General features: G+C 63.3%; 24 protein-coding genes. 11 read left to right on the top strand and 13 right to left on the bottom strand.

Annotation, left to right across the window (positions count from 1 at the left end; all coding sequences use genetic code 11):
- Nucleotides 1-61: 61 nt before the first annotated feature.
- The 4 genes from AB4Y31_RS17535 (at nt 62) to AB4Y31_RS17520 (ending at nt 3,893) form a co-directional block, all read left to right on the top strand.
- Nucleotides 62-967, top strand: a complete 906-nt coding sequence (locus AB4Y31_RS17535) for a substrate-binding domain-containing protein (RefSeq protein WP_018438873.1) — start codon at nt 62-64, stop codon at nt 965-967.
- A gap of 3 nt (nt 968-970) precedes the next feature.
- Nucleotides 971-1,768, top strand: coding sequence for a hypothetical protein (locus AB4Y31_RS17530; protein ID WP_368674996.1), 798 nt, complete (start codon nt 971-973; stop codon nt 1,766-1,768).
- A 91-nt stretch (nt 1,769-1,859) separates the two neighbouring features.
- Nucleotides 1,860-2,855, top strand: coding sequence for a LysR family transcriptional regulator (locus AB4Y31_RS17525; protein WP_368674995.1), 996 nt, complete (start codon nt 1,860-1,862; stop codon nt 2,853-2,855).
- Between the two features lie 69 nt (nt 2,856-2,924).
- Entirely contained in the window at nt 2,925-3,893 is a 969-nt protein-coding gene (locus AB4Y31_RS17520; RefSeq protein WP_368675323.1) for a phosphoribosyltransferase family protein, read from the top strand.
- A gap of 54 nt (nt 3,894-3,947) precedes the next feature.
- Here AB4Y31_RS17520 and AB4Y31_RS17515 read toward each other — a convergent pair whose 3' ends face one another.
- The 5 genes from AB4Y31_RS17515 to AB4Y31_RS17495 all read right to left on the bottom strand — a co-directional run bounded on the left by AB4Y31_RS17515 (nt 3,948) and on the right by AB4Y31_RS17495 (nt 9,822).
- Complete coding sequence (locus tag AB4Y31_RS17515) at nt 3,948-5,135, bottom strand: hypothetical protein (RefSeq protein ID WP_368674994.1); 1,188 nt, start codon at nt 5,133-5,135, stop codon at nt 3,948-3,950.
- Nucleotides 5,136-5,243: 108 nt separating this feature from the next.
- Nucleotides 5,244-6,656, bottom strand: coding sequence for an aspartate aminotransferase family protein (locus AB4Y31_RS17510; protein ID WP_368675322.1), 1,413 nt, complete (start codon nt 6,654-6,656; stop codon nt 5,244-5,246).
- Nucleotides 6,657-6,754: 98 nt separating this feature from the next.
- Nucleotides 6,755-8,089: a glutamine synthetase family protein gene (locus AB4Y31_RS17505; RefSeq protein WP_368674993.1), complete on the bottom strand. Its 1,335-nt coding sequence runs from the start codon at nt 8,087-8,089 to the stop codon at nt 6,755-6,757.
- Between the two features lie 267 nt (nt 8,090-8,356).
- On the bottom strand, nt 8,357-8,581 hold the full coding sequence (locus tag AB4Y31_RS17500) for a hypothetical protein (protein ID WP_368674992.1): 225 nt from the start codon (nt 8,579-8,581) through the stop codon (nt 8,357-8,359).
- Between the two features lie 299 nt (nt 8,582-8,880).
- Entirely contained in the window at nt 8,881-9,822 is a 942-nt protein-coding gene (locus AB4Y31_RS17495; RefSeq protein ID WP_368674991.1) for a LysR family transcriptional regulator, read from the bottom strand.
- 180 nt (nt 9,823-10,002) lie between these two features.
- Between AB4Y31_RS17495 and betC the strand changes: the two genes are divergently transcribed.
- From betC to AB4Y31_RS17480, 3 genes are all read left to right on the top strand, one after another.
- The gene (gene betC, locus AB4Y31_RS17490; protein ID WP_368674990.1) at nt 10,003-11,544 is read left to right on the top strand and encodes a choline-sulfatase; all 1,542 of its coding nucleotides are present in this window, start codon (nt 10,003-10,005) and stop codon (nt 11,542-11,544) included.
- A gap of 66 nt (nt 11,545-11,610) precedes the next feature.
- Complete coding sequence (choX, locus tag AB4Y31_RS17485) at nt 11,611-12,588, top strand: choline ABC transporter substrate-binding protein (RefSeq protein ID WP_368674989.1); 978 nt, start codon at nt 11,611-11,613, stop codon at nt 12,586-12,588.
- Nucleotides 12,585-13,727 carry a porin gene (locus AB4Y31_RS17480; RefSeq protein WP_368674988.1) on the top strand — a complete coding sequence of 381 codons (1,143 nt, stop codon included), beginning with the start codon at nt 12,585-12,587 and terminating at the stop codon, nt 13,725-13,727. Before choX ends, AB4Y31_RS17480 begins: the two co-directional genes overlap by 4 nt.
- A gap of 30 nt (nt 13,728-13,757) precedes the next feature.
- Here AB4Y31_RS17480 and AB4Y31_RS17475 read toward each other — a convergent pair whose 3' ends face one another.
- The 8 genes from AB4Y31_RS17475 to AB4Y31_RS17440 form a co-directional block, all read right to left on the bottom strand.
- On the bottom strand, nt 13,758-14,909 hold the full coding sequence (locus AB4Y31_RS17475) for a methyl-accepting chemotaxis protein (protein WP_368674987.1): 1,152 nt from the start codon (nt 14,907-14,909) through the stop codon (nt 13,758-13,760).
- Nucleotides 14,910-15,114: 205 nt separating this feature from the next.
- Nucleotides 15,115-16,215, bottom strand: coding sequence for an alcohol dehydrogenase catalytic domain-containing protein (locus AB4Y31_RS17470; protein WP_368674986.1), 1,101 nt, complete (start codon nt 16,213-16,215; stop codon nt 15,115-15,117).
- Between the two features lie 3 nt (nt 16,216-16,218).
- Nucleotides 16,219-17,253, bottom strand: a complete 1,035-nt coding sequence (locus AB4Y31_RS17465) for an NAD(P)-dependent alcohol dehydrogenase (RefSeq protein WP_368674985.1) — start codon at nt 17,251-17,253, stop codon at nt 16,219-16,221.
- Between the two features lie 50 nt (nt 17,254-17,303).
- Nucleotides 17,304-18,050: an SDR family oxidoreductase gene (locus AB4Y31_RS17460; RefSeq protein ID WP_368674984.1), complete on the bottom strand. Its 747-nt coding sequence runs from the start codon at nt 18,048-18,050 to the stop codon at nt 17,304-17,306.
- A gap of 11 nt (nt 18,051-18,061) precedes the next feature.
- Nucleotides 18,062-19,042 carry a sugar-binding transcriptional regulator gene (locus tag AB4Y31_RS17455; RefSeq protein WP_368674983.1) on the bottom strand — a complete coding sequence of 327 codons (981 nt, stop codon included), beginning with the start codon at nt 19,040-19,042 and terminating at the stop codon, nt 18,062-18,064.
- A 48-nt stretch (nt 19,043-19,090) separates the two neighbouring features.
- The gene (locus AB4Y31_RS17450; protein WP_368674982.1) at nt 19,091-19,951 is read right to left on the bottom strand and encodes a carbohydrate ABC transporter permease; all 861 of its coding nucleotides are present in this window, start codon (nt 19,949-19,951) and stop codon (nt 19,091-19,093) included.
- Complete coding sequence (locus tag AB4Y31_RS17445) at nt 19,948-20,883, bottom strand: carbohydrate ABC transporter permease (protein ID WP_368674981.1); 936 nt, start codon at nt 20,881-20,883, stop codon at nt 19,948-19,950. The genes AB4Y31_RS17450 and AB4Y31_RS17445 overlap by 4 nt, the downstream gene beginning before the upstream one ends.
- A gap of 46 nt (nt 20,884-20,929) precedes the next feature.
- Entirely contained in the window at nt 20,930-22,282 is a 1,353-nt protein-coding gene (locus AB4Y31_RS17440) for an extracellular solute-binding protein (protein ID WP_368674980.1), read from the bottom strand.
- Nucleotides 22,283-22,475: 193 nt separating this feature from the next.
- On the opposite strand from AB4Y31_RS17440, the gene AB4Y31_RS17435 reads away from it, so the two are divergent.
- From AB4Y31_RS17435 to AB4Y31_RS17420, 4 genes are all read left to right on the top strand, one after another.
- Entirely contained in the window at nt 22,476-23,594 is a 1,119-nt protein-coding gene (locus AB4Y31_RS17435) for an ABC transporter ATP-binding protein (RefSeq protein WP_368674979.1), read from the top strand.
- A 337-nt stretch (nt 23,595-23,931) separates the two neighbouring features.
- Nucleotides 23,932-24,660, top strand: a complete 729-nt coding sequence (locus tag AB4Y31_RS17430; RefSeq protein ID WP_018438852.1) for a phosphatase PAP2 family protein — start codon at nt 23,932-23,934, stop codon at nt 24,658-24,660.
- A gap of 369 nt (nt 24,661-25,029) precedes the next feature.
- Nucleotides 25,030-25,347 carry a helix-turn-helix domain-containing protein gene (locus tag AB4Y31_RS17425; protein ID WP_368674978.1) on the top strand — a complete coding sequence of 106 codons (318 nt, stop codon included), beginning with the start codon at nt 25,030-25,032 and terminating at the stop codon, nt 25,345-25,347.
- Nucleotides 25,344-26,597 (top strand): type II toxin-antitoxin system HipA family toxin, encoded by a 1,254-nt coding sequence (locus AB4Y31_RS17420; RefSeq protein ID WP_368674977.1) that lies wholly within the window; start codon nt 25,344-25,346, stop codon nt 26,595-26,597. The genes AB4Y31_RS17425 and AB4Y31_RS17420 overlap by 4 nt, the downstream gene beginning before the upstream one ends.
- Nucleotides 26,598-26,851 lie beyond the last annotated feature (254 nt).

Raw genomic sequence — 26,851 nt, 5'->3', positions numbered from 1 at the left:
TGACGGAGCGGGCGGCGCGCGGATGCGAGCATAGGGTTGTCCATCTTTGCGGAGGTCATCGATGCGTCACAGCAAACGAATATCCGCGCATACCGCGCTTTTGATCGTGGCGCTCGGCGCCACCGCGCTTGCGAGCGCGGCTGTGCGCGCGGACGGCCCAACGTTGCCGAACAACGACGGCGCGGACGGCGTGCTGAGAGTTTGCGCCGATCCGAACAACATGCCGCTCTCGAACGACAAGGGCGAAGGCTACGAGAACAAGATTGCGGCCGAGATGGCCCACGATTTCGGCTACAAAGTCGAGTACACCTACTTCCCTCAGCGCATGGGCTTCGTGCGCCATACGCTGCGCGAAAAGCTGCCGAATAGCGAGCGCTTCAAGTGCGATCTCATCATCGGTGTGCCGAAAGGCTATGACCTGACGGCGACGACGCAGCCCTACCTGCATTCGACGTACATCATGGTGGTGCCCAACAAGCCGGAGTATGCCAACATCAAGACGCCCGACGATCTGTTGCGGTTGCCTCCTGATGAACTGCACAAGCTGCACTTCGGCATCTTTTCGCAGACGCCTGCGGTGGACTGGCTGCTCGCGCACAACCTGATCGATCAGGCCTACTCGTATCAAGTGCAAAGCGGCGATCCGGCGGCTTATCCCGGCGAGCTGATCGAGCGTGACCTCACGGCCGGCAAGATCGACGTCGCATTCATCTGGGGGCCCATCGGCGCTTACTTCGCGAAGCGTGCCGGCGATGCGGTCAGGGTCGTTCCGTTCCCGCCGGAAAAGGACATCCACTTCGACTATCGAATCTCTATGGGGGTGCGCCACGGCGAAAAGGCGTGGCACGACAAGGTCGATCAATGGATCGGCGCGAACCAGGACAAGATCGACCGGATTCTCACGAGCTACAACGTGCCGCTCCTCAAGCCGATCGATACGCCCGACGAGAAAAAGGCAGGCGACTAAGCGATGAAACGCGTACGGCGGCCGTTGAGCCGCATTTCCCGCGCAAGCGCGTTCGCGTCGCTGCTGGCGCTCGCCGTAGCGGGCGCACTGGGCCCGCTCGCCGCGCGCGGCGCGACGAACGAGGCCGCCTCCGCGGCGTCGCAGCCGTCGACCGAAATCACGCCGGCCGAGAAGCTCATTTTCACGACCGACCATCTGCACGATGTCGCGCCGCAGACGGAGCTCGACTACGCGATGGAAGCCTCGGGGAAAGACGCGGGCGCGGCAGACGTCGTGCGCGTGCTCGTCACGAGCCAGGGCAACACGAAGGGCGACGCGAAAGTCTCCGATCACAGCGGCGCGGTGCCGTTGCCGACGAGCGGGCTGCCGTGCAACCCGGTCATCATTTACTTTCTCGAGCGCGACATCACCGAGATGCAAACGCTGACCGGCGGGCAGAAGCGCTACTTCCAGCAGCGCTTGCGGCTCGCGCTCGCGCAAGGGCCGAAGATCGCGTCGGCGATGAGCCGCATCGGCGGCAAGCCCGTCGCCGTGCGGCAGATCGTCGTCCAGCCCTATCTCGACGATCCGAACGCCGATCGATTCCGGCAGTACACCGGCAAACGCTATACCTTCGAGCTCGCCGATGCATTGCCGGGCGGGGTCGCGCGGATTCGCACCGAAGTGCCGGGCCCGAACAACGACTTCGTGCATCCGCTGAGCACCGAGACGTTGACGTTCCAGGCTGCCGTGCGCAAGTTGCCCGAGTCCGGCAAGACGGCACCCGAGAAGTCTTCCGGCGCGCCGCGGGCGAGCCGATAGCCTCAGCACGCGGGTGTCCGCTTGGCGGTGCCCGCGGCGGTTCGGCCCGCGCGCCGTCGCTTCCCCTCCCTGCACGATGTAAGGGCCGACCGTGAACTTCATTCGCTCGCTGACTCTGCGGCAGCTGCAAATCTTCATCGTCGCGAGTCGCCACGCAAGCTTCGCGCGCGCGGCGGAGGAGCTGCATCTGACGCAGCCCGCGATATCGATGCAGATTCGTCAACTCGAGGAGGCGATCGGGCTCGCCTTGTTCGAGCGCGTCGCGCGCAAGCTCACGCTGACCGAGGCCGGTGAGCGTCTCACGCATCACGCGAGCCGCATCCTCGGCGAGATCAAGGATGCCGAAGACGCGATGATGTCGCTTCAGCTTGCCGACAGCGGGTCCATTGCGGTCGGCATCGTCAGTTCCGCGACTTACTTCGCGCCCAAGCTGCTCGCGCTCTATTCGAAGCAATATCCGAAGGTCGACGTCCACTTCTCGGTGGGCAATCGCGAGATGCTGCTGCGCCTGCTGCAGGACAATGCCATCGACCTCGCGCTGATGGGGCGGCCGCCCGCCGAGCTCGATACCGTGACCGAGCCGCTCGCCCGGCATCCCCAAGTCCTCATCGCGCCGCTCACACATCCGCTCGTCGGCGCGCGGCGCTTCGACCTGCAGGAGTTGCGCGGCGACACTTTCCTGTTGCGCGAGCCGGGCTCCGGCACGCGCATGGCGGCCGAGGAAATGTTTCGTCAGCACCTTTTCACGCCAGCGAAGATCGTCACGCTCGGCAGCAACGAGACGATCAAGCAGGCCGTCATCGCGGGCATGGGCGTGAGCCTGATTTCGCTGCACACACTGCTGCTCGAGTTGCGTTCGGCGGAGCTTGCGCTGCTCGACGTGAACGGCACGCCCATCGAGCGAACCTGGCAGATCGTACACATGCGCACGAAGCAGCTTTCGCCGACGTGCGTGCTGTTCAGACGGTTTCTGCTCGAGCATGCGGCGCCTGCCCTCGAGCGCGAGTATGGTGGATTCGTTCCCCAGAAGAAGGCGGCGCGCGTGGCGGCGCAGGAAGTCCCTTCGAATGGCGCCGACGAGGGATGAGCGAGGTCTGAGCTAGACTGTCGGATGCCCGCCTCTGGATCCGCCTTCGACATGGACACGCTGGAAACGCTGGACACGCCGGTATTGCCGTTCACCTACGATGAAATCGATCGATGGATCGCTTCGCTTCAGCCCACCCTGGCTCGCGAAGCATTTGCCTGCGCGATCGGGGTCTTGCGCGGCGGAGCGCCGCTGGCGCTGATGGTGTCTCACGCCACGGGCGTCCCGTACTCATCGTTGCGCTATGAACGCGCGACGCGGCGGGTCTCGTGGGATTCGTCGATTCCGATTCCGCCGCCCGGCAGCAAAGTGTTGATATGCGAGGACATCGCCGGCGCTGGCCACACCCTTGTCGATTGCATTGATTTCCTCCATGGGCACGGTCTCGACGTCAAGACGATGACGGTCGCCTACGACGATCTGAGCCGCATCCGGCCCGATTACGGCATCGACGGCCGCGGCTATTTTCCGCTGATGCCGTGGGAGCGCCATGCCTATACCGACGCCTATCGCGCGAGCTGGCAACGCACGCGGGCCGGCACCGCAGGCCCCATCGGCGAGGACCATGAGTTCGCCGTCTACGCGATCGATCTCGACGGCGTGCTGCTGCCCGACGTGCCGCCGCATCGCTACGAGGCCGACCTTGCCGCGGCGCTCGCCGAGCGGGACGAGCTCCCGCCCTATGCGCACCTTCCCGAGGTCGATTTCGGGCGCACGAAGGCGATCGTGACGGGCCGGCCCGAGATGGACCGCGCGCGCACGGTCCGCTGGCTCGCGCGCCATGGGTTCGACGGTCCGCGTCTCGTCATGCGCGACCCCTCGACGCATGACGACAGCCCCGAGCAAGTGGCGGCACACAAGGCGCAGGCCGCCGTGAGGCTCGCCTGCACGCATTTCGTCGAGAGCGATCCCGTACAAGCGATCTTCATTGCGCAATATGCGCCGCTGTTGAGAGTCGTCTGGTGGGACGCCGGGCGCAAGGCCGCGCGATTGATCGCGGCGCAATCATGGCGCGTCGCCGCGACCGACGTCGAATGACGGCGGCCATGGTGGGCGGCGAACGCGCGTCGGAGCGCCGCGCGCGCTCACTGGCTAAGCAGGGGCCCGAGCGTCCTGCGTCGGCGCACGGTAGCGATAGATGGCGGCGAGTCCCGTGCGAGAAGGCATCCGCTCCGCAGGCAGCACGATGACTTCGCCGCCGTTGCGCAGCACCTCCTGCGCGACATCATTGAGCAACGTATCCACTTCGCGATGACCGCGGTTCGTCGGCTCGGCCAATTGCTCCTCCGTCTTGGGCTGCCCGTTAGGTAGCCGGTCGGTTTCGACGAGCAATGCATCGACGCGGCCCTCATGGGCGGCTTCGACGACTTCCGCCGCTACGTCGGTTGCAAGCGCTTTCTGCGTGGCCTCGCGATATTCTTCGAGACGCGCTTCGACGGGCCGCTCGAAACGGGAGGCGAGCGCACGCGCGGCGACGGCCGCCAGCTCGTCAGCCTTTGCATCGCCGAGATATCGGTCGATGCGTTCCTGCAATAAATGGGGGTTCGTCGTTACGCGTCGGAACAGCGCCTGATGCTCGGGCGTTGCGGCGAGCAACAGCGGCAGCCGCGAGGGTTGTGAATGGTGTTCGCATACGCCGCGCGCCACGGCGCGGAAGAAGCGTTCCTCGTCCTCGTTGACGACGTCGTGCTTCGAGCCGCCGCCGTGATGCGCCGTGTAGCGGTCGCCGCGGTTTTCGCCGCCTTTCGCGCCTTGCGCGCGATCCTCGCTTTCGGGCATCGTGGTCGGCACGTCCAGCGCGCTGCGCGGTATCGATCGATGGAGCTCAACCGGCGCGAGGTGACGGGTAGTGCCTTCGTAAAGCGCCGCGCGATGGCGCGACAACAGCAGCAACTGGAACGGGTCGGCGAACTGGAATTGCTCGATGAGCGGCTTCAGATAGAAGGTATCGGCTACCACCGCGCGCTCGGGCACTTCGTCCGCAAGCTTCACGACATGGAAGAAGCCGGGCGCACCGTAGATGGCGACACCTTTGAACGTATGGTCCCAGAAGCCGCGCTCACTGATGAGCGCATCGAACCGCGCGATGATGGGATCGACGATCGCGCGCGGATGCCGGGCGTTGGCATTCTCGCGCATCCGCCCGAGGAGAGTCCGATAGCGGAGCACGTCTTGCTTGCTGTCGGGAAACGAGCCGTGCACCGGTTGACAGAGGGTGAAGCAGGGGCCTTGTCGCGGTGAGAGCAGCGTGGCGATGTCGGGATGACGGCGTAAATCCATGCGATGCTCCTCGAGAGGTGGGACATGCGTTTGAGCGTCGCAACGCATGTGCCCGGCGGCCACGCCGCGCGTGGCGCGCCGAGACGGACGACGGCGCTCGGCGCACAGCTACGGAAGACCGAGTTGTTTCGCCGTGGCATCGATCGCCGTTTTGGCCTTCGCGACGATCTCGTCGATCTCATCATGCGTGACGACGAGCGGCGGCGAGAGCACCATGCGGTCGCCCGTGGCGCGCATGATCAGATTGCCGTTGAAGCAGAAGTCGCGGCAGAGCAGGCCCACTTCCGCACCGTTGGCAAAGCGCTTGCGTGCGCGAGGATCTTCGGCGAGCTGCAGCCCGGCGACGAGCCCCGCGCCGACCACCTCGCCGACGATCGGGTGGCCGCCGAAGGCCTCGCGCAGACACCGCTGAAAGTAGGGCCCTGCCTCATGCCGGACACGTTCGACGATCCCTTCATCGCGCAAGAGCTTCAGGTTCGCGATCGCGACGGCCGCCGCGACGGGGTGTCCCGAGTAGGTCAGACCGTGATTGAACTCGCCGTTGTCGATGAGGGCGCGCGCGATGCGATCGTGGATCGCCACCGCACCCATCGGCACATAGCCGCTCGTCAGACCCTTAGCGAGCGTCATGAGGTCGGGCGAGACGCCGAAGTATCGGTGAGCGAACCATTCGCCGGTGCGACCGAACCCGCCGATCACCTCGTCCGCGACGAGCAGTACGTCGTACTTGCGGCATATGCGCTCGATCTCGGGCCAATAGCTCGATGGCGGAAAGATGACGCCGCCCGCGCCTTGAAACGGCTCGCCGATGAAGGCGGCGACGTTCTCGGCGCCGAGCTCGAGAATCTTTGCCTCGAGTTCGCGAGCGCGCGCGAGACCGAATGCTTCGGGCGTCATATCGGCCGGCGCTTCGCCATAGAAGTAGGGCTGACCGATATGCACGATATGGTCGACCTTCGCGCGCATCTGCTCATGCATGTAGTCCATGCCGCCGAGCGTCGCGCCGGCGATCGTCGAGCCGTGATAGGCGTTCCTCCGCGAGATGACGTACTTCTTGTCAGGCCGCCCCTGCGTCGCCCAATACCGATGGACGATGCGCAGGACCGTATCGTTTCCCTCCGAGCCGCTGTTGCAATAGAAGAAGTGATTGAATGGCTCGGGCGCGAGGTCGGCAAGCAGTGCCGAGAGCTCGATGACCGGCGGATGTGTCGTCTTGAAGAACGTGTTGTAGTAGGACAGCTCACGCATCTGCCGATAGGCGGCGTCGGCGAGCTCCTGCCGTCCATAGCCCACGTTGACGCACCAGAGGCCGGCCATGCCGTCGATGATGCGATTGCCGTCGGAGTCCCACAGGTAGACACCGTTCGCTTTGACGATGACGCGACTGCCGATCTGATTCAGCGTGCCCATGTCGGAGAACGGATGGAGATGATGCGCGGCATCGAGTGCCCGATACTCGGCCGTGCCGCGCGTATGGGTCGTGGCCGCTTGCGGGAGTCCGGCGAGCTTCGCGCGGGCCATGGCGATATCGGCGGCATCGGCCTCCGAGCGCGCGGCACCGGCGCGCTGCGGCGGGCAGGCGGAGGTTTCGAGTTCGTGGCTCATTTGGGTTCCTTCGCTTAGACGTTGAGCAGCAGATGCCTGCGTTCCCAAGAGCTGATCACGCGGAAGAACGCGTCGTACTCGGTCTCCTTCAGCACCAGATAGGCTTTGACGAACGGCTCGCCGAGGATCCCCGCGAGCGGCTCGCATGCGGCCATCAGCGTCAGGCCTTCCTCGAGGTTGCGCGGCAGCTGATAGGGCATCCGATAACCATTGCTCGCAAGCGGCTCCGTCGGCGTGAGACGCTGCGTGATGCCGAGATAGCCGGCCGCAAGCGTGGCCGCGATCACGAGATAGGGGTTGCAGTCCACGCCCGGTATCCGATTCTCGATCCGGCGCGCCGCCGGCGCCGAATGTGGAATGCGAAAGCCGACGGTGCGATTGTCGTAGCCCCATTGCACGTTGATCGGTGCTGCCATGAAGCGAGACAGGCGGCGATACGAGTTGATGTAGGGCGCGAAAATCGGCATGAGCGCGGGCGTGTACTTTTGCAGGCCGGCGAGGTAGCTATAGAAGATATCGGTCGGCTCGCCGCCGCCTCCGGTAAACAGGTTGCGTCCGGTCTCCTTGTCGATGAGGCTTTGATGCACGTGCATCGCGGAACCGGGCTCGCCTTCCATGGGCTTGGCCATGAACGTCGCATACATGTGATGACGCAATGCCGCCTCGCGCACGGTGCGCTTGAACAGGAATACACGGTCGGCGAGATGGAGCGGATCGCCATGAAGGAAATTGATTTCCATCTGCGCCGCGCCTACCTCGTGAATCAGCGTATCGACCTCGAGCTCCTGGATCTCGCAGTACTCGTAGATATCTTCGAAGAGCGGATCGAACTCGTTGACGGCTTCGATCGAATAGGCCTGCCGCCCGGTTTCCGCTCGACCCGTGCGACCGACGGGCGGGCGCAGCGGCAGGTCCGGGTCTTTGTTCATGTCGACGAGATAGAACTCGAGCTCCGGCGCGACGACGGGCCTCCAGCCCTTCGCTTCATAGTGCTCGAGCACGCTTCGCAACACATGACGCGGCGAGATCGCGACCGGCGTGCCGTCGAAGTGGACGCAGTCGTGGATGACTTGCGCGGTCGGGTCGACGGCCCACGGAATCATCCGAATCGTCGACGGGTCGGGCACACAGACCATGTCGGGGTCCGTTACGCCGGTGAGGCTGCTATCGTCCGGGTAGTCGCCCGTGACCGTCTGGATCATCACGGCCTGCGGCAAGCGCATCGCCTCGCCCGACTCGAACTTGCTGCGCGGGATGATCTTGCCGCGTGCGATGCCAGCCATGTCGGGGATGATCGCCTCGATCTCGGTGACGTGGTGCTTTCTCAGGAATTCATCGATGTCGTACATGATCGTTCTCGTTGGTTTGATGGTGCCGGCTCGCATCGCCCAAGGCCCTGAGGCCGAGCGTGGGGCGACGCGACTCCGCGGCAACGCGCGAAACGCGTGTTGCCGGGAAGAGGAGCATGCACGCCGCGTCAGCGGACGGTGCCGCGTGTGGCGAAAAGCCAGACGTTCGGCACGGATCGATCGCGCCGGCTGGCGGTCAGGCGATGTGCGCGCCGATGCCCATGCGCCGGGCGTGCAGCGAAGGGAAGGGGGGTGGCGAAAGAGACGCTACGGCAGCAGCGAGGCGACGCCGTCCTTATCGACGGCAACGAATGCGCGGGACGAAACGACGTTGAGGCGCCGCACGCAGCGACGGGACAGGACGGTGGAGACGGACGAACACCGGCGAAACTCAAGCGTGCCGCCGCCACCGTCGGCTGTGGCGCAATCACCGCGAAGATACCTCGCTGGCTGAGTGCGATTCCATCTAATCAAAGGACCTCGGGCTCTCACGATGACCTCGACTAAGGCAACGTATTTGGAGCATATACGAGCTCTAAAAAACTCGTCAAATACGTTGTGGGAGAAAACGTTGCCAAGTGTCTGCTGAAGCTGCTACAGACTCCTCACGGTCCGACGTGCCGAGGAAAGAAATGCGCAATTAAATTCGGGAGTCAACATGAAACGTCGCATCTCGCATTGGCGATATTTCGATTTTCTTGATCGCTTCGACGATTAAATAGCCGCATTAGACTGGATGCATTGACGCGTCGCTTGGCGCGAACGTCTCGCGCCGAAACGTGACGTCGAAATCAGATCGGCGCGCGCGCGACCGCATTGAACGCCCCGTCGGCCGCGCAAGCCGCGAAGAGCCAGCGCCGGAAAGCCGGCGCCGCGGGCGCTTCGGGGCGCGCTGGAGGGCAGACCAGAAAATATCCCCGCGGCGTCGTAACAGGTGTATCGAAGAGCGCCACGAGCTGGCCGGTCGCAATGAGCTCATCGACGAGCGGCGACCAGCCGAGCGCCACGCCTTGGTGGGTCAGTGCCGCGTGCATGACCAGCGCGTAGCTGTTGAACGTCAAGCCATGTTCGTCGGGCGGCGCGGCAATGCCATAAGCGTTGAACCAGCCGTTCCAGTCCAGCCAGCGCTTGGGCTCGGTCGGCTGCACATGCAGCAACGGAAGGGCGCGCAGATCCGCGGGTGCGGCGAGCGACGAATGTGCCGCGCGAAACGCGGGCGAGCAGACCGGAATCACCTGCTCGGGAAAGAGGCGCGTCGCCGTGCAGGGCGCCCAATCGCCGTCCCCGAACGCTATCGCGACGTCCGCGCGGTCGCGGCGAGGGTCGAACGCATGCTGCGATGTGACCACCTTCACGTCGAGATCCGGCATCGAGCGCCGCAGGCCGGTGAGGCGCGGCATCAGCCAGTAAGTGGCGAAGCCGGCGTCCGTGAGGATCGTCAGCGCGCCCTTGGCGCGCCTCGATCGAATGTCGGCCACAGCATCGCGAATCGTCGTGAAGCTGTGGCGGACGGCCTCGTACAGGCGCTCACCCTCGGGCGTCAGCGTTACGCCGCGGTGACCGCGTTCGAATAGCGGCGCGCCGAGGTCCGCCTCGAGCTGGACGATGCGCTGGCTGACCGCCGGCTGCGTCGAATCGAGCTCACGCGCGGCGGCGGTGAAGCTTGCCAGTCGCGCCGCGGACTCGAATACGGAGAGCGCTTGCATCGGCGGCAAACGATCGTGTCCAGACATAAGCGCACCTAATAGGGCCATAAGTTGTGGGCGACTTCACACGCAATTAATGAGCCGACATATTCGATCTCACTCGCTCGGGACGCAGCGCGGATCGAGCGGCGGGCGCAGTCCCCAGGCACGGCAAAGACTGCCCGCGAGTGCACCCCGTTTCGCAACTGATTCTAATCGGCCCCGTTCATGAATCCCAGCGCGAGAAAAAATATCCTCATCCTGATGGCGGACCAGATGACGACTTCGTCGTTACGGTCGTATGGCAACACCGTCTCGAAGACACCGCGCATCGATGCGCTCGCGCGCGGCGGCGTCGTGTTCGACTCGGCCTACTGCGCGAGTCCGCTTTGCGCGCCGTCGCGCTTTGCGCTAATGGCTGGCAAGCTGCCGTCGAAGATTGGCGCCTACGACAACGCCGCGGAATTCCCCGCCCAAACCCTAACGTTCGCCCATTATCTGCGCGCGGCCGGCTACCGCACCGTACTGTCCGGCAAGATGCATTTCTGCGGCCCCGACCAGCTACACGGTTTCGAAGAGCGCCTGACGACCGACATTTATCCCGCGGATTTCGGCTGGGTGCCCGACTGGGACCGGCCCGAAGCTCGGCCGAGCTGGTACCACAACATGAGCTCGGTGCTCGATGCCGGTCCGTGCGTGCGTACCAACCAGCTCGATTTCGACGACGAAGTGACGTTCACCGTGCGCCAGAAGCTCTACGACATGGCACGCGAACGTCAGGCAGGCAGCGATCTGCGGCCGTTCTGTCTGGTCGCTTCGCTGACGCATCCTCACGATCCGTACGCGATTCCATTGCCGTTCTGGAACCTCTATCGCGACGAGGACATCGATCTGCCGCGCGTGACGCTCGGCTACGACGAGAGCGACGCGCATTCGAAGCGGCTGAGACACGTCTGCGAGAACGACCGTACACCGCCCACCGAAGTTCAAATCCGCCATGCACGCCGTGCGTACTATGGAGCGCTTTCATACGTGGATGCGCAGTTCGGCGCGATGCTCGACGCACTCGAGGCAACGGGATTTGCCGACGACACCATCGTCATCGTTACGTCGGACCACGGCGACATGCTCGGCGAGCGAGGCCTCTGGTACAAGATGACGTTCTTCGAGAACGCGGCGCGCGTACCGCTGATCGTGCACGCGCCGACGCAGTTCGCGCCGCATAGGGTGGCCGAATCGGTCTCGACAATCGATCTGCTGCCGACGCTCGTCGAGCTGGCAACCGGTGCGCGCGAGACTGCATGGCCCGATCCGGTGGACGGCCGCAGCCTCGTACCGCATCTGCGCAACGACGGCGGACATGACGAAACATTCGGCGAATATCTCGCCGAAGGCGCCATCGCACCGATCGTGATGATCCGACGCGGGCCGTACAAGTTCATCCATACACCGGCGGATCCCGATCAACTGTTCGACGTCGAGGCCGACCCGCTCGAGCTCGTCAATCTGGCGCGGAGTCCGGCGCACGCGCCACGCGTCGCGGCATTCCGCGCGGAAGTCGCGCAGCGTTGGGATCTCGACGCGTTGCATCGGGAGGTCAGCGTGAGCCAGCGCCGGCGGCGTTTCCATTACGCGGCGACGACACAAGGACGAATTCAGTCGTGGGACTGGCAGCCGTTCACCGACGCGAGCCAACGCTACATGCGCAATCACATTGAACTGGACACGCTGGAAGCGATGGCGCGCTTTCCTCGCATCGTGCGCGAGTAAACGACCGCCGGCCACAACGGAACCCCAATCTAGACGCAGTCAAAGCAACCCCACGCAGGAGCGGAAATGAAACGAAACGAACGCCATTGGGCGAGGAGCATCGTATCCACGATATTGTTCGTGGCCGCGGTGTTGCCCACGCTCGCGACGCGCGCGGCGGAGCCGGGCAGTTGCACCGAAGTTCGCATGGCCGATCCCGGGTGGACCGATATCGACGCGACCAACGCCGTGACAGGTGTGCTGCTGAAGGCGCTCGGTTATCGCCAGAGCGTCGCCAACCTTTCGGTGCCGATCACCTACGAAGGCTTGAAGAAAGGGCAGGTCGACGTGTTCCTCGGCAACTGGATGCCGGCACAGGCCCCACTCGTGAGACCGTTCATTGCCGAGCGCTCGATCGATGTGCTGCACGCCAATCTGACCGGTGCAAAGTTCACGCTCGCGGTACCCGATTACGTCGCGGCGGCCGGGGTCCATTCGTTTGCCGATCTCGCGAAGCATGGCGAGCAATTCGGCAACAAGATCTACGGCATCGAGCCGGGCGCCCCCGCCAACCAAAACATCACGAAAATGATCGGCGACAAGGCGTTCGAGCTCGGCGGTTGGTCGCTCGTCGCGTCGAGCGAGACCGCGATGCTGACCCAGGTCGCACGCGCGGTTCGCGACAAGAAGTGGATCGTGTTTCTGGCGTGGGAGCCGCACGTGATGAACACGAAGTTTCGTCTGGCCTACCTGTCGGGCGGCGACGTGTATTTTGGACCTGATTATGGCGGCGCGACGGTGAACACGGTGACGCGCGCCGGCTTCGCGGGGCAGTGCGCGAACCTCGGAAAGCTGTTCAGGCAATTGACGTTCAATGTTGAGCTCGAAAATCAGATCATCGCCGACGTGCTGTTGAACAAGGTCAACGTGAACACTGCCGCCCTCGATGCCCTCAAGACTCATACGAACCTGCTCGGACCTTGGCTCGACGGCGTGACGACGGCCACGGGCGCCGACGGATTGCAGGCAGTCAAGGCTGCGCTTGGCGAGAGCAAACAAAAATGAATAGACTACCTGCCCCGATATCATTCGGCCTTGCATTGGCCCTGGCATCCATACCGACTTTTAGCCACGCCCAAAGCAGCGTCACGCTGTACGGCATTCTCGACGCCGGTATCACCTACGTGAACAACAGTGGCGGCTCACATGTGATCAAGTTCGACGATGGGGTTTCATACGGCAACCGCTGGGGGCTGACAGGCACCGAAGACCTCGGCGGCGGCCTCTCCGCGGTGTTCGCGCTCGAAAGCGGCTTCAAGCTCGGCACCGGCAAGCTCGCGTTCGGCGGTGCTGAGTTCGGGCGACAAGCCTATGTGGGCCTATCGAACCGGTGGGGCACCTTATCGCTCGGCAATCAACTCGATATGACTGAGGAGATGGTATTCCTCTACAACGTCTCCGCCTGGGCAAGCGGCTACGCCATCCATCAGGGCGACTTCGACCGGTTCAACGGCGATCGGCTGCCGAATTCGATCAAGTTCCTCTCGAAGGACATCAGCGGCCTGAAGTTCGGAGGCATGTGGTCCTTCGGCGGCGTGGCGGGCAACTTTCACGAGGATAGCGCGTACAGTGTCGGCGCCCACTATGCGCACGGAAACTTCACGATCGGTGCGGCCTACACTCAGTTGAACAATCCGCATGGCATTTACGCGTTCGATCCTTATGCGATGATCGGCACGCACACGTTCCTCGGCAAACCGACGGTCAGCGTCGATCCCGCGACCGGTGCCATTACCGATTTGTACTCGAGTACGTCTTTCCCGGTGGACAAGCAAGGCACGTTCGGAATCGGTTCAAGCTTCGCGCTCGGTGCCGTGACCCTGATGGGCAACTTCTCGTACACGACGATCAAGGGGTTCGGCGAATCATCGCACATGCAGGTGCTCGAAGGTGGTGCGTCCTGGCGAGTGACGCCCGCCTTCAGCGCGATCGGCGGCTATCAGTACACACGCTTCGAAGGGCACCACTGGAACCAGGTTTCGGCCGGAATGCACTACCTTCTGTCGAAGCGCACCGACGTCTATGTTTCGGGCGACTACCTGAAGGCATCGAGCGGCGTGGACGCGGTGATCGGCTACAGCTTCGCGCCGTCCACCACCTCGACGCAGGCGGATATCCGAATCGGCATGCGTCACTCCTTCTAGTCGATCTGCGCGTAGTCTGCGCTCGGAGTGCTATCCCGCCTGCTTCACCTGGAAGATCCGCACTGCTTCGGCGAGCGTGCGAGACTGCTCCTGCAACGAGCCGGCCGCGGCCGATGCCTGCTCGACGAGCGCCGCGTTTTGCTGCGTGACGTTATCGATCTGCGCGATCTCGACGTGAATCTGCTCGATGCCCGAGCGCTGCGCGGCGCTCGCGGTGCTGATCTCGCCCATGATCTGTGCCGCCTCCTTCACGCTCGTCACGATCTGTTCCATCGTCTTGCCGGCGACGTCGACGAGTCGCACGCCGGCTTCGATTTGCTCGACGGACTTGCTGATGAGCTCGTTGATCTCCTTCGCGGCGGTCGCGCTGCGCTGAGCGAGCGCGCGCACTTCCGTCGCGACGACGGCAAAGCCGCGTCCCTGCTCGCCGGCGCGCGCGGCTTCCACGGCCGCGTTCAGCGCGAGAATGTTCGTCTGAAACGCAATGCTGTCGATGACGCCGATGATGTCGCCGATTTTGGTCGCGCTGGAGTTGATCTCGCTCATCGTCGTCACGACCTCCGTCATCGTGCGTCCGCCATCGGTCGCGACCTGACTGGCGAGCGCAACGAGCTCGTTGGCCTGCTTGGCATGATCGGCATTGTGCTTGACGGCGTCGGTCAGCGACGCAACCGAGTGCGCCGTGCGCTGCAAGCTGAGCGCCTGCTGCTCGGTGCGCGAGCTGAGGTCGTTGTTGCCCGCGGCAATTTCATTGGAGGCCTGCGCTACAGTCTCGGCCGACTGCCGCACGTCGGCGATCGTCGTCTGCAGTTTTTTGCGCATCTGGTTCAGCTCGTAGTTGAGCCAGGCGATCTCGTCGCGGCCCGACGACTCGATTTTGGTCGCGAGGTCGCCATTGGCAATGCGGCCGACCGTGGCGACGACGTTCTCCACGGGGACTTTGATGCTGCGCCGAATGCTCCAGCCGAGGAGTGCGCCGAGCGCGACGGCGATCGTGGAGCCGATGCCGACGACGGGCAAAAGCGCGTCGGCCATTCGCGCCCCGTCGGCGGCCGCCGCCGCGGCTGCGAGGCCCTTGACTGCCCATATGGCCATAGCGCTTGCGCAGAGCACGAGCAGCGTCATGATGGCGAAGCCCGCCGATATACGCGTCGTCAGGCGGAAGTTGGAAAGCTTGATCATCGTGACCTCGAAAGCTCGTGTTGCGTTGCCGGGCGGCGGCCCGATGGGCGTGTGCGCAACCGCGCTGCACCGGTCGCCGCTGCACGTATTTACGGCGCGCCGGTCCCCTTCTCCGCACGCGGGTTTACACGGGGAGAGCAACAGTTTTGCTAGGATTTTCGAGGCGATCGATAACGGATCGTTTAGGCAAATGCGGGACAGGGCACTAGTGTCTTTCCTTGTGCCGCGGCTTCATCAAGACCTTGATGGAATCGAGCGAGTTAGCGACCTTGATCGCCTCATCCCACTCTTCGAGCGAGAAGCCGTGCGTGACGATGCCTTTCGACGTCACTAGCCCGCGTGCGAGCAGGTCGATCGCGATCGGGTAGCAGTAGGGCCCGAGGTGCGCGCCTCGTAGGTCGAGCTCCTTGCGATCGCCGATGATGGACCAATCGACTGATGTTTGCTCGCCGAACACCGAGAATTCGACGAAGCGCCCGAGCTTGCGAATCATCTCCAGTCCTTGCGGAACGCCCGCCGGCGCACCCGTCGTTTCGATGTAGACATCGCACCCGTACTGATCGGTGATCGAGCGCACGATGGCGATCGCGTCGTCCTTGCGCGGATTGATGATGACGTCGGCGCCATATTCGCTCGCGAGCGCCAGCCGCTCGTCGACGAGATCGACGACGACGAGCTTTTTCGGCGTCTTCAAATGCGCCACCTGCGTCATCATCAAGCCGAGCGGGCCGGCGCCGGCAATGACGACGACGTCGTCGAGCTGAATGTCGCCGCGGTTGACCGTATGGATCGCGCAGGCGAGCGGCTCGATGATGGCGGCGTCTTCGAGCGAGATCCCGAGCGGAATCTTGTGCACGATCGCCGTGGCGGGAATTCGCATGTACTCGGCCATGCCGCCGTCCGCGACCTCGCGCTGAAAGCCGAAGATGTTGTGGACCTCGCACATCCAGTACTGGCCCGACTTGCAATATCGGCACTTGCCGCAAGGCACGATCTGCTCCGCGATCACGCGCTCGCCGATGCTCACGCCAAAGTGCTCGGCCGCGCCTTCGCCGAGCTCTTCCACGTAGCCGAAGAACTCATGCCCCGGAATCACAGGTGCCTTCACCCACGGGCTGGGCCCGCCCCAGAACATCTTCGCGCCCGCATAGCATTTGCAATCGCTCGCGCAAATGCCGCAGGCGGCAATGCGGATGACGATCTCATTACGGCCCGGCCGCGGCCGCTCGACGCGCTCGACGCGGTAGTCGTTCGGCGCATGACAGACGACGGCGGTCATCGGCGAGTTTGCTGGCGATTCGCTCATCGATCACTCCATGACGATCTGGACTTTGACGTCGGTCGGCTTGCCGCTCGCCGCTTCTTCGAACGCCTCGATGCCGCGCGAGAACGGGAACGAGCGCGAGATGAACGGTTTCACGTCGACGCGACCCGATGCGATCAACTGGATCGCGCGCGGGAACATGTTCGCGTAGCGGAAGACCGACTCGATCCGCGCCTCCTTGACTTGCAATGCGACGATATCGACGGGAACGGCGTGCTGCGGCATGCCGACGAGTACGAGGCAGCCCCCCGGGCAGAGCAGGTCGACGATCCCCTCGAAGGCCTTTTCGCTGCCGCTCGCCTCGAAAACGACGTTCGCGCCCCAGCCGTCGGTGAGCTCGGCGACGACATCGCGCACGCTTTTTTCGCGGATGTCGACGCAGGTGACGCCCGTTACCCCCCCGATCAGATCGAGCTTCTCGGGAACGAGATCGCAGACGATCGCGCGGCTGCAGCCGCCCGCGAGCGCGGCGAGCGCGCACATCATGCCGATGGTGCCGGCGCCGAGGACGACGGCGACGTCGCCCGGCTTGATCGACGCTTTCGTCGCGGCTTGCAGCCCGATCGAAAGCGGCTCGACGATCGCGCCTTCGGCAAAGCTCACGTTGTCGGGCAGCTTGTAGGTAAAGGCGGCCGGATGCACGACGAACGGTGCGAGACAACCGTGAACGGGAGGCGTTGCCCAGAAGCGCACCTTCGGATCGAGGTTGTACATTCCTTCGCGCACGGCGCGCGAACTCATGTCGGGGACGCCGGGCTCCATGGCGACGCGGTCGCCGACTTGCAGATGACTGACCTCGTCGCCGACTTCGACGATCGTGCCCGACGCCTCATGGCCGAGCACCATCGGTTCGTCGACGACGAATGGCCCGATGCGCCCGTGCTGGTAGTAGTGAATGTCGCTGCCGCAGATGCCGACCGTGTGAATGCGGATGCGGACGTCGTGGGGCCCGACGGTTTGCGGCAACGTGAAGGGGCGCAGCCGGATGCGGCGCGCTTCTTCGAGAACGAGGGCTTCCATTTTCTTCCTTTGCTGATGGGTACCGGCCGATCGAACGAACGGCCGGCGGGTTATCCGGCAAGAAAACCGCCGTCTACGGCGAAGCTGACTCCGTTGATCATGCTCGCGTCCTCCCCGAGCAGATAAGCGATCGTGCGCGCGACTTCATCGGGCTCCGCGAAGCGGCGCAGCGGAATGCGCGCGCGCATCGGCGCCGCCTTGTCCGGGTCGCTCCAGGCTTTGACCGCCATCGGCGTCAGCGTGACGACGGGATTGACGGCGTTGACACGGATGCCGTGCTCGCCGAGCTCGACGGCCATGACACGCGTCAGGCCGTCGAGCGCCGCCTTCGACGCGCAGTACGAGGCATGCAGCGGCAGGCCGATCTGCGCCGAGATGCTCGAGACGTTGACGATTGCGCCGCCCGCTTCACGCGCGATCATGCTGCGCGCGCATTCCTGCGCGACGATCAGCGCGGCGCGGACGTTGACGGCCATCGTCGAATCGAATGCGTCGACGGTCGTGTCGAGGAACGGCTGCAGCTCGACGGTGCCGGCATTGTTGACGAGCAGGTCGACGGGCTGGGCACGACGGGCGGCCTCGCGTGCCTCGTGCGCGTCGGCGAGATCGACGCAGAGCGTCTCGCAACCGATCTCTCGCTTCAGCGCGACGAGGTCCGCTTCGGTACGGCTTGCCGCGATCACGCGCGCACCGCGGGCGGCCATCAACAGCGCGGTCGCATGGCCGATTCCTTTGCCGGCCCCTGTAATCAGCGCCGTTTTTCCCGCGAACTCGCGGCTGCGGTCCATCGATGTCATCGCCATCTCTCTCAAGGTTCGTCGACAAGCCGACGCGCCATGTCTTCATCGGTGACGAGCACCGACACATACCGCCCCCGCAATGCGGCCCGCGTGACGAGAAACTTCTTGGCTCCGCCGCTGACGAGCACGACGCGTTTGATCTGGCGCAAGTCGTCGAGCGCGACCGCGACCGTGCGCCGGTTCAGCGGATGATTGATGAGCTTGCCGTCCTCGTCCATGAAATGGCCGAGCATGTCGCCGACGGCCCCCGTCTTGCGCAGTGTGCGCAGATCATCCGGATTGTTGATGCCGTACGTGATGACGAGCGATTCGGTCAAGTCGCCCGCTGTCAGCAGGGCCAGGTCAGCGTTGCGCGCGCGTTCGTATGCCTCGAGGATCGCTTCCTCCTGCAGGATGACGTCGCGCGCTTTCTGGCTGCTGACGTAGATCGGTGCCGCGAACAGATAGCCGTCGGCGTGGCAGAGGTTGGCAAAATCGGAGACGATGTCGAACGTATTGATGCTGGGACAGTGCGAAAGCCCGCCTTGCAGCGAGACGGCCGAGATCGTGCCGTACGCGCGCTGCGGCAATGCGCGCAATACGGCACGGATGGTGCGGCCCCAGCCGAGGCCGATCGTATTGCCGGACTCGATCTGCTTGGAGAAGTAGGCCGCGCCGCCGATGCCGAGCGCCGCCATGTTCGCTTCAGGCGTTGCCCCGCTCGGCACCACGACGGCTGCCGCGAGCCCGAAGCGCTGCACGAGCTGCGCTTCGAGCGCGACGCAAGGCGCGATGCGGCTGTTGATCGTGATCTGCACGAGCCCCGACTCGCGGCTCGCCGCAAGCAGTCTGTTCACGCGCACGCGGTTGCTGCCGATATGCTGCGCGATCTCCTGCTGCGTGAGATTGCCGACGTAGTAGTGCCAGGCCACGCGCGCTTGCAGCTCTTCCTCGGTATCGATCGAGTCTTCGGCTTCGACGAGCGGAGTGGGCGTTTCCGTCTTGCTCATGATGTTGGATCGGGATGATAGGAAACGGGCGGTTGTACCATTCGGGCATCATTTGACCGCGCCCATCGTGAGGCCTTGCACGAGTCGTCCCGACACGAGCAGCGCGAACACGATCATCGGCAGTACGATCAGCGTGCCGGTCGCCATGATTTCCCCCCAGGGCAACTCGTAACCACTCATGTAGCTCGTCGCGGCGACGGGGGAGGTGACGGCGTCCTCGCGCGTGAGAACGAGCGCATAGAGCAGATCGTTCCACGAGAAGATGAATGCGAAGATGGCCGACACGACGATGCCCGGCATCGCGAGCGGCAGGTTGATGCGCCAGAAGACGCGCCACGGCGACGCGCCGTCGAGCCTTGCGGCTTCGTCGAGCTCGACCGGAATGTTGCGGAACTGATCCGTGCAGATCCAGACGACGATCGGCAGCGAGAAGGTCAGATAGAGCAGGATCAGGACGATATGCGTATCGATGAGGTCGAGCTTCGTGGCGATCAGAAAGAACGGCACGGCGAGTACGATGGGGCTCACCATCCGGTTCGAGATGAACCAGAACCAGAGATCCTGCTTGCCGCGGAACTCGTAACGTGCGAGCGCGTAAGCGGCGGGCGTCCCGAGTAGTATCGCGAGCGCCGTGGTGCTGCTCGCAATGATCAGTGAGTTGACGAGGCTGCCGAGCACGTCGTGCTGGAAGAGGGCATCGGTGTAGTGGCTCAGCGTGGGCTTGAAGATCCAGCGCGGCGGGTAGGCGAGCGCATCCGCCCGGTCCTTGAGGCTCGTCGTGACCATCCAGTAGAACGGGAACACCGACGAAAGGAAGACGATCAGGAGACCTAAGAAATGCCAGATCGTTGCGCGCTGTCGCGCTGCGCGGGCGCGTTGGGAGCGTGACGTCACAGTCGTAGTCATCATGCCTCCCGGTAGACGAAACGGATATAAAGCCGCGAAAGAACGATCGTCAGGATCAGCAGCAAGATGGCTTGCGCCGAAGCCATGCCCTGATCGAACAAGCGAAAGCCGATGCGCTGGATGTAGACGCTGACGAACTCCGTTGCGGCGCCGGGGCCGCCGCGCGTCATCGTGAAGACGGCGTCGAACATCTTGAGCATGTCCGCGGAACGCAAAATCATGATCGCCGTCAACCCAGGCAGCAGGAACGGGCGCTGCAGATGCCAGAGCACCATCGTCCATCGCGGCGTTTCGAGTCGCGCCGCCTCCTCGGCTTCTTTGGGCACCATCGAAAGCCCGGCAAGGAAGATCAGCGCGCAAAACGGCGTCCACTGCCAGACGTCCATGATCATGACGGCGACGAAGGCGAGCGTCGGATCGCCGAGCCAGTCGAGCGGCCCGATGCCGAGAAAGCTCAGCAGGTAATTGGCGACGCCGAACTGCCGATTGAATACGAGCCGGCCGATGAGGCCGACGACGGCGTAAGTGGTCGCCATCGGGATCACGAGGCTGACGCGCGCGAGCGAGCGCATCCAGGCGAGCCCGGCGCGATGCAGCAGCAAGGCGGCGAAAAGCCCGAGCGCGATTTCGATGGGCAGGGTAAGGCAGAGAAACAGCACGGTGCGGCCGAGCGCGTCCCAGAACGACGGATCGGTCAGCGTCGCGACATAGTTGTCGAAGCCGACGAACGGCGTGCCGGCTTCGGGATTCGCGAGCTGGTATTGATGAAACGAGTTGTAGAGCGCGACGAGCAGCGGGTAGATTCCGATCACCGCCAGCGCGAAGATCGCCGGAAGCAGGAACCAGAACGCCGGCGAGCGCGGCAGCAGCCGCATGCGTGCGGCCGCGCGGGCCTTGCCCGCATCGGCGGCGGGCGAAGCGGTGCTGTTCGTCATGGTACCTCTCGAAAGTTGCGTCGGCCGCATCGCAATGCTGACTCCTTTATTTCAACAGGGGTTTCTTGCCGTCGTAATAGCCGGCCTTGTCGAGGATCGCATCGACCTTCGTATCGATCGTCTGTGCCCCATCCTTGACGGAAACCTGGCCCAACATCATCTTCGTGCCCCATTCGCCGATCACTTCGGAGATGGCGGGCCATTCCGGGAAGCGTGGACGATAGTCAGGCACGCCGCCTTGCCACGACTCGACCATGGGCTTCACGAACGGATATTTCTGCTCGATGGCCGGATCCTTGTAGAGGGACATGCGCGCAGGCACGCCGCCCGCCTCGAGGTACGGCTTGGCCATTTGCTCCGACGTGATCCACTGGATGAAGAGCCAGGAGGCCGCCTGTTTCTTGGCGCTCGATTTCGCGTTGACGGCGAGCGAGAATCCTCCGAGCGCGGGCTTGAGACCCGCTGCCCCGCGTGGCTCGGTGGCCACGCCGAGACATGAGCCGATCTTCGATTTGGTCGGATCGGTCAGCGTCGGGTAGAAGGCCGACCATTCGGTAATCATCGCGACCTGCCCTTGAGCGAGCGCATTGACGGCCTCGGCATGATCGAAATCGACGATGCCCGGCGGCATGTACTTCATCAGTTTTTGTCGATACTCGAGGCCTTCTTGCGATTGCGGCGACAAGAGATTCGCCTTGAATTTCGCATCGAGCAGGGAGCCGCCGTTGGGCCAGAGCACACGCATGAAGCTATCGGCCGACTGCGTCTCGCCGCGGCGCGATTGCAGCGCGAATGCGTACTGGTTCTTCGCGGGATTCGTGAGCTTCGGCGCATAGGTGTTGAGCAGCTCGTCCCATGTCTTCGGCGGTTCGCTGAAACCAGCGTCCTTCAGCATGCACTTGTTGTAGAAGAGCAAACCCGAGTAGTTATCGAACGGCAGGCCGTAGATGACCTTGTTCCAGGTGCCGAACGAATCGAGCAGGATGGGGAAGAAGTCCTTCAGGTTCAGGTTCGGGTCGGCGAGCTTCGGATCGCCGGTGAATTTGCTGATCGGCACGAGCCACTTGTTGCTCGCGAACTCTCCCAGCCAGACGACGTCGACGAGCACGATGTCCTGAGCTCCGCCGCTTGCGAAGTTCAGGACTTCCTTCTCGCGGGTGCTTTCGTAAGGAATCACGTCCCACTTGACCTTGATCCCCGTCTCCTTCTCGAACTGCGGGATCAGCTTTTCCGCGGCCGCATAGCCCGGCCGATCGAGAAAGATGGCGTTGATCGTCGTCCCCGAGTACGGCGCCGACGCTTCCTTCAGCGTCCACGCGGAGGCTTGCGCGCAAGCAAGGAGCGTCGCGGTTGCGACGCCCAACATCAAGGCCTTCTGCCGAAGGAAGCGTTTCTTCATTGCTGTCTCCTGGTTTGTTTTGTCGGTTGCACCGATCGCAAGCGTGTGCCGCCACGTCGCGGTTCTTGCTGAACGATGAAGCAGTGACTCGAGTCGACTTCGGATGGCTCCGTTTCACTTGTAATTTACGTTTTACAAATGTATATTTTGGCGAGCGGCAGATGTCAAGAAAAATGTGATCTAGGAGACATGCATGAGTGCGGTGCAGTTGCAGCAGATCCGCAAGACGTTCGGCGGCATGGAAGTGCTGAAGGGCGTCGACATCGAGGTCGCGGATCACGAGTTTCTCGTTTTCGTCGGCCCATCGGGTTGTGGAAAGTCCACGCTGTTGCGCACGATCGCAGGCCTCGAGCGTGTGGATTCGGGGTCCGTCATGATCGGCGGCGAGGACGTGACCGAACTCGAGCCTTCGCAACGCGGCGTGGCGATGGTGTTTCAGTCATATGCGCTCTATCCGCACATGTCGGTCTACGAGAACATTGCATTCGGCTTGCGCATGCTGAAGCTGCCGCGCGACGAAATCGAACGCCGCGTTCGCCGCGCGGCGGACATCCTGCAGATCGGTCAGTTGCTCGAACGGCGGCCACGCGCGCTATCGGGCGGGCAACGGCAGCGCGTGGCGATCGGCCGCGCGATCGTGCGCGAGCCGAAGGTGTTTCTTTTCGATGAGCCGTTATCGAATCTTGACGCGGCCTTGCGTGTGCAGATGCGGCTCGAGCTGATCAAGCTGCATAAGCAGCTCAATGCGACGATGATCTATGTCACGCACGATCAGACGGAGGCGATGACGATGGCGGACCGCATCGTCGTGCTCAATCACGGAAAGGTCGAGCAGATCGGCTCGCCGCTGGAGCTCTATCGGAATCCTCTCAATCGCTTCGTCGCGGGGTTCATCGGCTCGCCGAAAATGAACTTCCTCGAGGTCCGCTTACTGTCGCGCGAGCGGGGCAGTGTCACGATCGAATTGCCAGGCGGTGCGCCGCTCGCGGTCCCGTCGAGCGCCGACGACGTGAGTGCGGGGCAAACCCTGACGCTCGGCATTCGTCCCGAACATCTGATCGAGGAAGGCAGCACAATAGACGGCGGCTTGGCGGGAGAAGTGAATGTGATCGAGCATCTCGGCGGCGAGACGCTCTTGCACTTGCGTCTTGCCGACGACAGGACGATTCAGCTCAAGGCTTCGGGCGAATCGAAGGCCGCTGAAGGGCAGAGGATCACGGCGGGGTTCAGCATTCGCCACGTCCATCTCTTTCGCGAAGACGGCGCGTCGTTACGCGATACGCGCGCAGTCGCCGAACCCGCTGCCGCATGAGGGCATCGATCTGTCGGCGCGGAACCTTGCTAGCGAGACGACGATTCGACCTTTCCTGAAAGCTGCCGCATAGACGCCGAGCGCCGAGCGCCGAGCGCCGATGGCGCCCATGCAGCTGTTCATCTTCGATGTATGTTCGCCACACCGCTTTTTCGCAGCGTTCGCGCTCGCCGTTCGCGAAGGCACGGAACTTGCCCCCGGTCCAGCAACCGTTCACTTATTTTTCCGCCTTTCCCGTCTCCAGCGCGACTGCCTTGCAGATGTTCCAAACCGCGAACGAGCCGCGGACAAGCGGAGTGAAATCGCCGTCGAGGCGACGTCAGCAGGGGGGAGACAAATGAACGCACTGGATCAATGGCTGCTCTCGGTCATGTATCGCACAGCCGGCCACTCGCATGCGCTCGCTCGAGTGGCCGAAACGATCGTCAACATGTATTTGATCAAGGGCACGGTGTTGATCGCTTTGCTCTGGTGGATCTGGACCAGGCGTGAGCACGCAACGGCGGACAGGAGCGAGGAAAGGCGGCGGGACCGCGAGATCGTCGTGATCGCCGTCTTGAGCGGCCTCGTCGCGTTGCTCGCCGGACGCCTGCTGGCACACTATCTGCCATTTCGCCTGCGGCCCTTCTATGAACCCCAGCTTCGTTATCTGTATCCCGAGACGACGTCTCCGGACCTGCTGCCTCGGACCTGGAGCGCGTTTCCGAGCGACCATGCGATGCTCTGGTGCGCCATTGCGACCGCGATCTTCGTCGCTTCACGCGCCGCGGGCATCTATGCATTGCTGCATACGGCCATTCTCATTGGATTGCCGCGCATTTACCTTGGCCTGCACTACCCGACGGACGTCATTGCAGGCGCTGCGCTCGGCATCGTCATCGCATGCATTTTGAACTACGGGCCGATCCGCTCGCGCCTGGCGGCGCCCGTACTCGCATTGGCGAGGTATCGGCCCGGTCTCTTTCATGCCTTGGCTTTCGTGCTTTGTTTCGAGCTGGCGACGCAGTTCGATGAATTCCGCGCGCTGGCGCATGACATGTCCAGCGTGATGGCTGGCTTCGTCTGAGCGCTTTGGTCAGTCCAGCGTTCGTTCGGGCTACGTACCTGAAGGCCGCAGGACTTCACGGTCGTATTGCAGATTTTTTACAAACAGGCCCCTAAATTTTCACGCTGGGTCGGTTGATCGGTCGAAGGTGCTCTGTCAGCAACGCCGCACGGGAAATTGAGGGCGCACACTGGACCGGCTCGCCACAGTCACCGGCACAGGCGGCAGCCGCGCTACGCGGCGACGTTTCCCGGCCGGGACAATTCCCGCCCATTTGCCGGCGTGGCCGGCGTCTCGATCGGCGAGCAGGACCGCGCCGGCCAAGGGCAGGAAAAGTTTGTGATAATATTTGTACACATGGTACGCCGTACGGCTTATTAGTGGACAAATATGTCAGCTTTCTCATTGGCGCTTCCCGACGAGATATGCCGGGAATTGGGGCAGCGAGTCCGTGACCGGCGCGTCGGCATGAACCTGCCCGCATTGGAGCTGGCTGCCCGGATCGGCGTTTCGCATCGCACGGTCCTTCGCTTCGAGGCGACGGGGAAATGTACGCTGGATACGTTCGTGAAGATACTCGAGGCACTCGGTGCGATCGAGGATCTTCAGCCGGTTCTGGCGGCGCCGGTACAGTCCATTGCGGAGATGCGTGAACGCGCCACGGCCAGCACGCGCAAGCGCGCCTATCGCAAGGGAGCGCGTCAGTGAAAGAACTCCGCGTGATCTATCGGGGGTGGAGCGAGCAGTTCGACCTCGCGATTCTGGCTGACGACGGTCGCAACGTCCTATTCGAATACACGCCGCAGGCACTGGCCCGCGGTCTGGAACTTTCGCCGATCAACCTTCGGTTACGGCCCCAAGCCTACCCAGACCAGCAGTATCAGTATGTATCGATGCAACGCGTGCCGGGGCTGCTCCAAGACGCGCTACCTGACGCGTGGGGCTACCGCGTCATGGCAAGCCGGATGCGCGCGTACAACGTCGATTTCGCCACCACCAGCACCCTCGAGCGGCTGGCCTTTCTCGGTGAGCGCACGATGGGTGCACTAACGTTCGAGCCGGCTTCCGGGGATCCTGCCAGCATCCAGGGCGCTTCGCTGCACGAGCTGATTGACGATTACCGCGCGCTGATTACCGACGACAGCCACATTCTCCTGCCTGAAATCGCCCGAGCCGGCGCGTCCCCGGGCGGCGCACGTCCGAAAGCGATGGTGTGGTATCGAGCATCCGACAATCAGATGACGACGCGTGCGGGCGAACTGGCCGGCGCGGAGCCCTGGCTGGTGAAGTTCCCGGCCGAGGACGATGCCGAGGATAGCTGTGCGCTGGAAGCGGCCTATGCCGAGATGGCTCAGGTGGCTGGACTGGGCTTCATGCCGTTCCGGTTCTTCGACCTCGGCGGTCTCTGCGCTTTCGCAACCAAGCGATTCGATCTGATCGACCACCAGCGTGTGCACGTCCATACTCTGGCGGGATTGCTCCATGCGGACTTCAGGGTTCCCTCGGCCGGATACGGACTGTTTTTTCGGGCGGCGCGGCAACTTTCCCGTGACGTCCGCGAGGTCGAGAACGCTGTCAGGATCTGCGTCTTCAACATCCTGATGAACAATCGGGACGATCACGCAAAGAACGTGTCCTTCTTGATCGATGCGCAGGGGCAGTGGAAGTTGGCGCCGCCCTACGATCTGACTTACTGCCCGGGCTACCAGGGTGAGCACTTCATGGACGTCGCAGGAGAAGGCCGCAATCCCGGACGGGACCATGTTATTCGGGCTGCGGGGCAGGGAGGAATCGCGCCAGCGCGGGCCGAGCAGATTATCGACGAAATCCTCGAAAAAGCCGATTCGCAGGCATGGAACCGGGCCGTCTCGAACTATCCGGTGCGGCCGAGAACGGCCCGCGACGTGGGGGCGCGTATCGAGGCGAATCGGAGAATGCTGCAGAAGCGGAATGCTTGAATATGCGGCCTGTCTGGCTTGAAACGACACCGAATCGCAAGCTCGGGCGCGTCCCACTGGTTGAGCGAGTAACGGATCGCCTTGGCCAGACAAGCGCGGCGATAGCCGGCCGCTGACCGTTCCTTCCCACTTTTTACGCGTTTTTTATACGTCCGTCGTCACTCTTAGCGTGGCGTTTACCCGGACTCGCCTACGCTTCGCGTTGTCCTGATCCGCTAGGGGAGAACAAAGAATGGACATCGTATATATCGTCG

Origin of the sequence: Trinickia sp. EG282A, assembly GCF_040965455.1 — a bacterium.
In the GTDB taxonomy this organism is placed as follows: Bacteria; Pseudomonadota; Gammaproteobacteria; order Burkholderiales; family Burkholderiaceae; genus Trinickia; species Trinickia symbiotica.
The sequence above is the reverse complement of the archived record's forward strand: the minus strand, read 5'-3'. Positions and strand labels throughout refer to the sequence as shown.

Excerpts from the sequence above, each read along its gene's own strand:
- AB4Y31_RS17455 (WP_368674983.1), bottom strand. The coding sequence starts at position 19,042 with ATGAGCAAGACGGAAACGCCCACTCCGCTCGTCGAAGCCGAAGACTCG.
- AB4Y31_RS17470 (WP_368674986.1), bottom strand. The coding sequence starts at position 16,215 with ATGAGCGAATCGCCAGCAAACTCGCCGATGACCGCCGTCGTCTGTCAT.
- AB4Y31_RS17430 (WP_018438852.1), top strand. The coding sequence starts at position 23,932 with ATGAACGCACTGGATCAATGGCTGCTCTCGGTCATGTATCGCACAGCC.
- AB4Y31_RS17535 (WP_018438873.1), top strand. The coding sequence starts at position 62 with ATGCGTCACAGCAAACGAATATCCGCGCATACCGCGCTTTTGATCGTG.
- AB4Y31_RS17475 (WP_368674987.1), bottom strand. The coding sequence starts at position 14,909 with ATGATCAAGCTTTCCAACTTCCGCCTGACGACGCGTATATCGGCGGGC.
- AB4Y31_RS17515 (WP_368674994.1), bottom strand. The coding sequence starts at position 5,135 with ATGGATTTACGCCGTCATCCCGACATCGCCACGCTGCTCTCACCGCGA.
- AB4Y31_RS17505 (WP_368674993.1), bottom strand. The coding sequence starts at position 8,089 with ATGTACGACATCGATGAATTCCTGAGAAAGCACCACGTCACCGAGATC.
- AB4Y31_RS17435 (WP_368674979.1), top strand. The coding sequence starts at position 22,476 with ATGAGTGCGGTGCAGTTGCAGCAGATCCGCAAGACGTTCGGCGGCATG.
- choX (WP_368674989.1), top strand. The coding sequence starts at position 11,611 with ATGAAACGAAACGAACGCCATTGGGCGAGGAGCATCGTATCCACGATA.
- betC (WP_368674990.1), top strand. The coding sequence starts at position 10,003 with ATGAATCCCAGCGCGAGAAAAAATATCCTCATCCTGATGGCGGACCAG.
- AB4Y31_RS17530 (WP_368674996.1), top strand. The coding sequence starts at position 971 with ATGAAACGCGTACGGCGGCCGTTGAGCCGCATTTCCCGCGCAAGCGCG.
- AB4Y31_RS17425 (WP_368674978.1), top strand. The coding sequence starts at position 25,030 with ATGTCAGCTTTCTCATTGGCGCTTCCCGACGAGATATGCCGGGAATTG.
- AB4Y31_RS17510 (WP_368675322.1), bottom strand. The coding sequence starts at position 6,656 with ATGGCCCGCGCGAAGCTCGCCGGACTCCCGCAAGCGGCCACGACCCAT.
- AB4Y31_RS17445 (WP_368674981.1), bottom strand. The coding sequence starts at position 20,883 with ATGACGAACAGCACCGCTTCGCCCGCCGCCGATGCGGGCAAGGCCCGC.
- AB4Y31_RS17450 (WP_368674982.1), bottom strand. The coding sequence starts at position 19,951 with ATGATGACTACGACTGTGACGTCACGCTCCCAACGCGCCCGCGCAGCG.
- AB4Y31_RS17460 (WP_368674984.1), bottom strand. The coding sequence starts at position 18,050 with ATGACATCGATGGACCGCAGCCGCGAGTTCGCGGGAAAAACGGCGCTG.
- AB4Y31_RS17465 (WP_368674985.1), bottom strand. The coding sequence starts at position 17,253 with ATGGAAGCCCTCGTTCTCGAAGAAGCGCGCCGCATCCGGCTGCGCCCC.
- AB4Y31_RS17480 (WP_368674988.1), top strand. The coding sequence starts at position 12,585 with ATGAATAGACTACCTGCCCCGATATCATTCGGCCTTGCATTGGCCCTG.
- AB4Y31_RS17495 (WP_368674991.1), bottom strand. The coding sequence starts at position 9,822 with ATGTCTGGACACGATCGTTTGCCGCCGATGCAAGCGCTCTCCGTATTC.
- AB4Y31_RS17440 (WP_368674980.1), bottom strand. The coding sequence starts at position 22,282 with ATGAAGAAACGCTTCCTTCGGCAGAAGGCCTTGATGTTGGGCGTCGCA.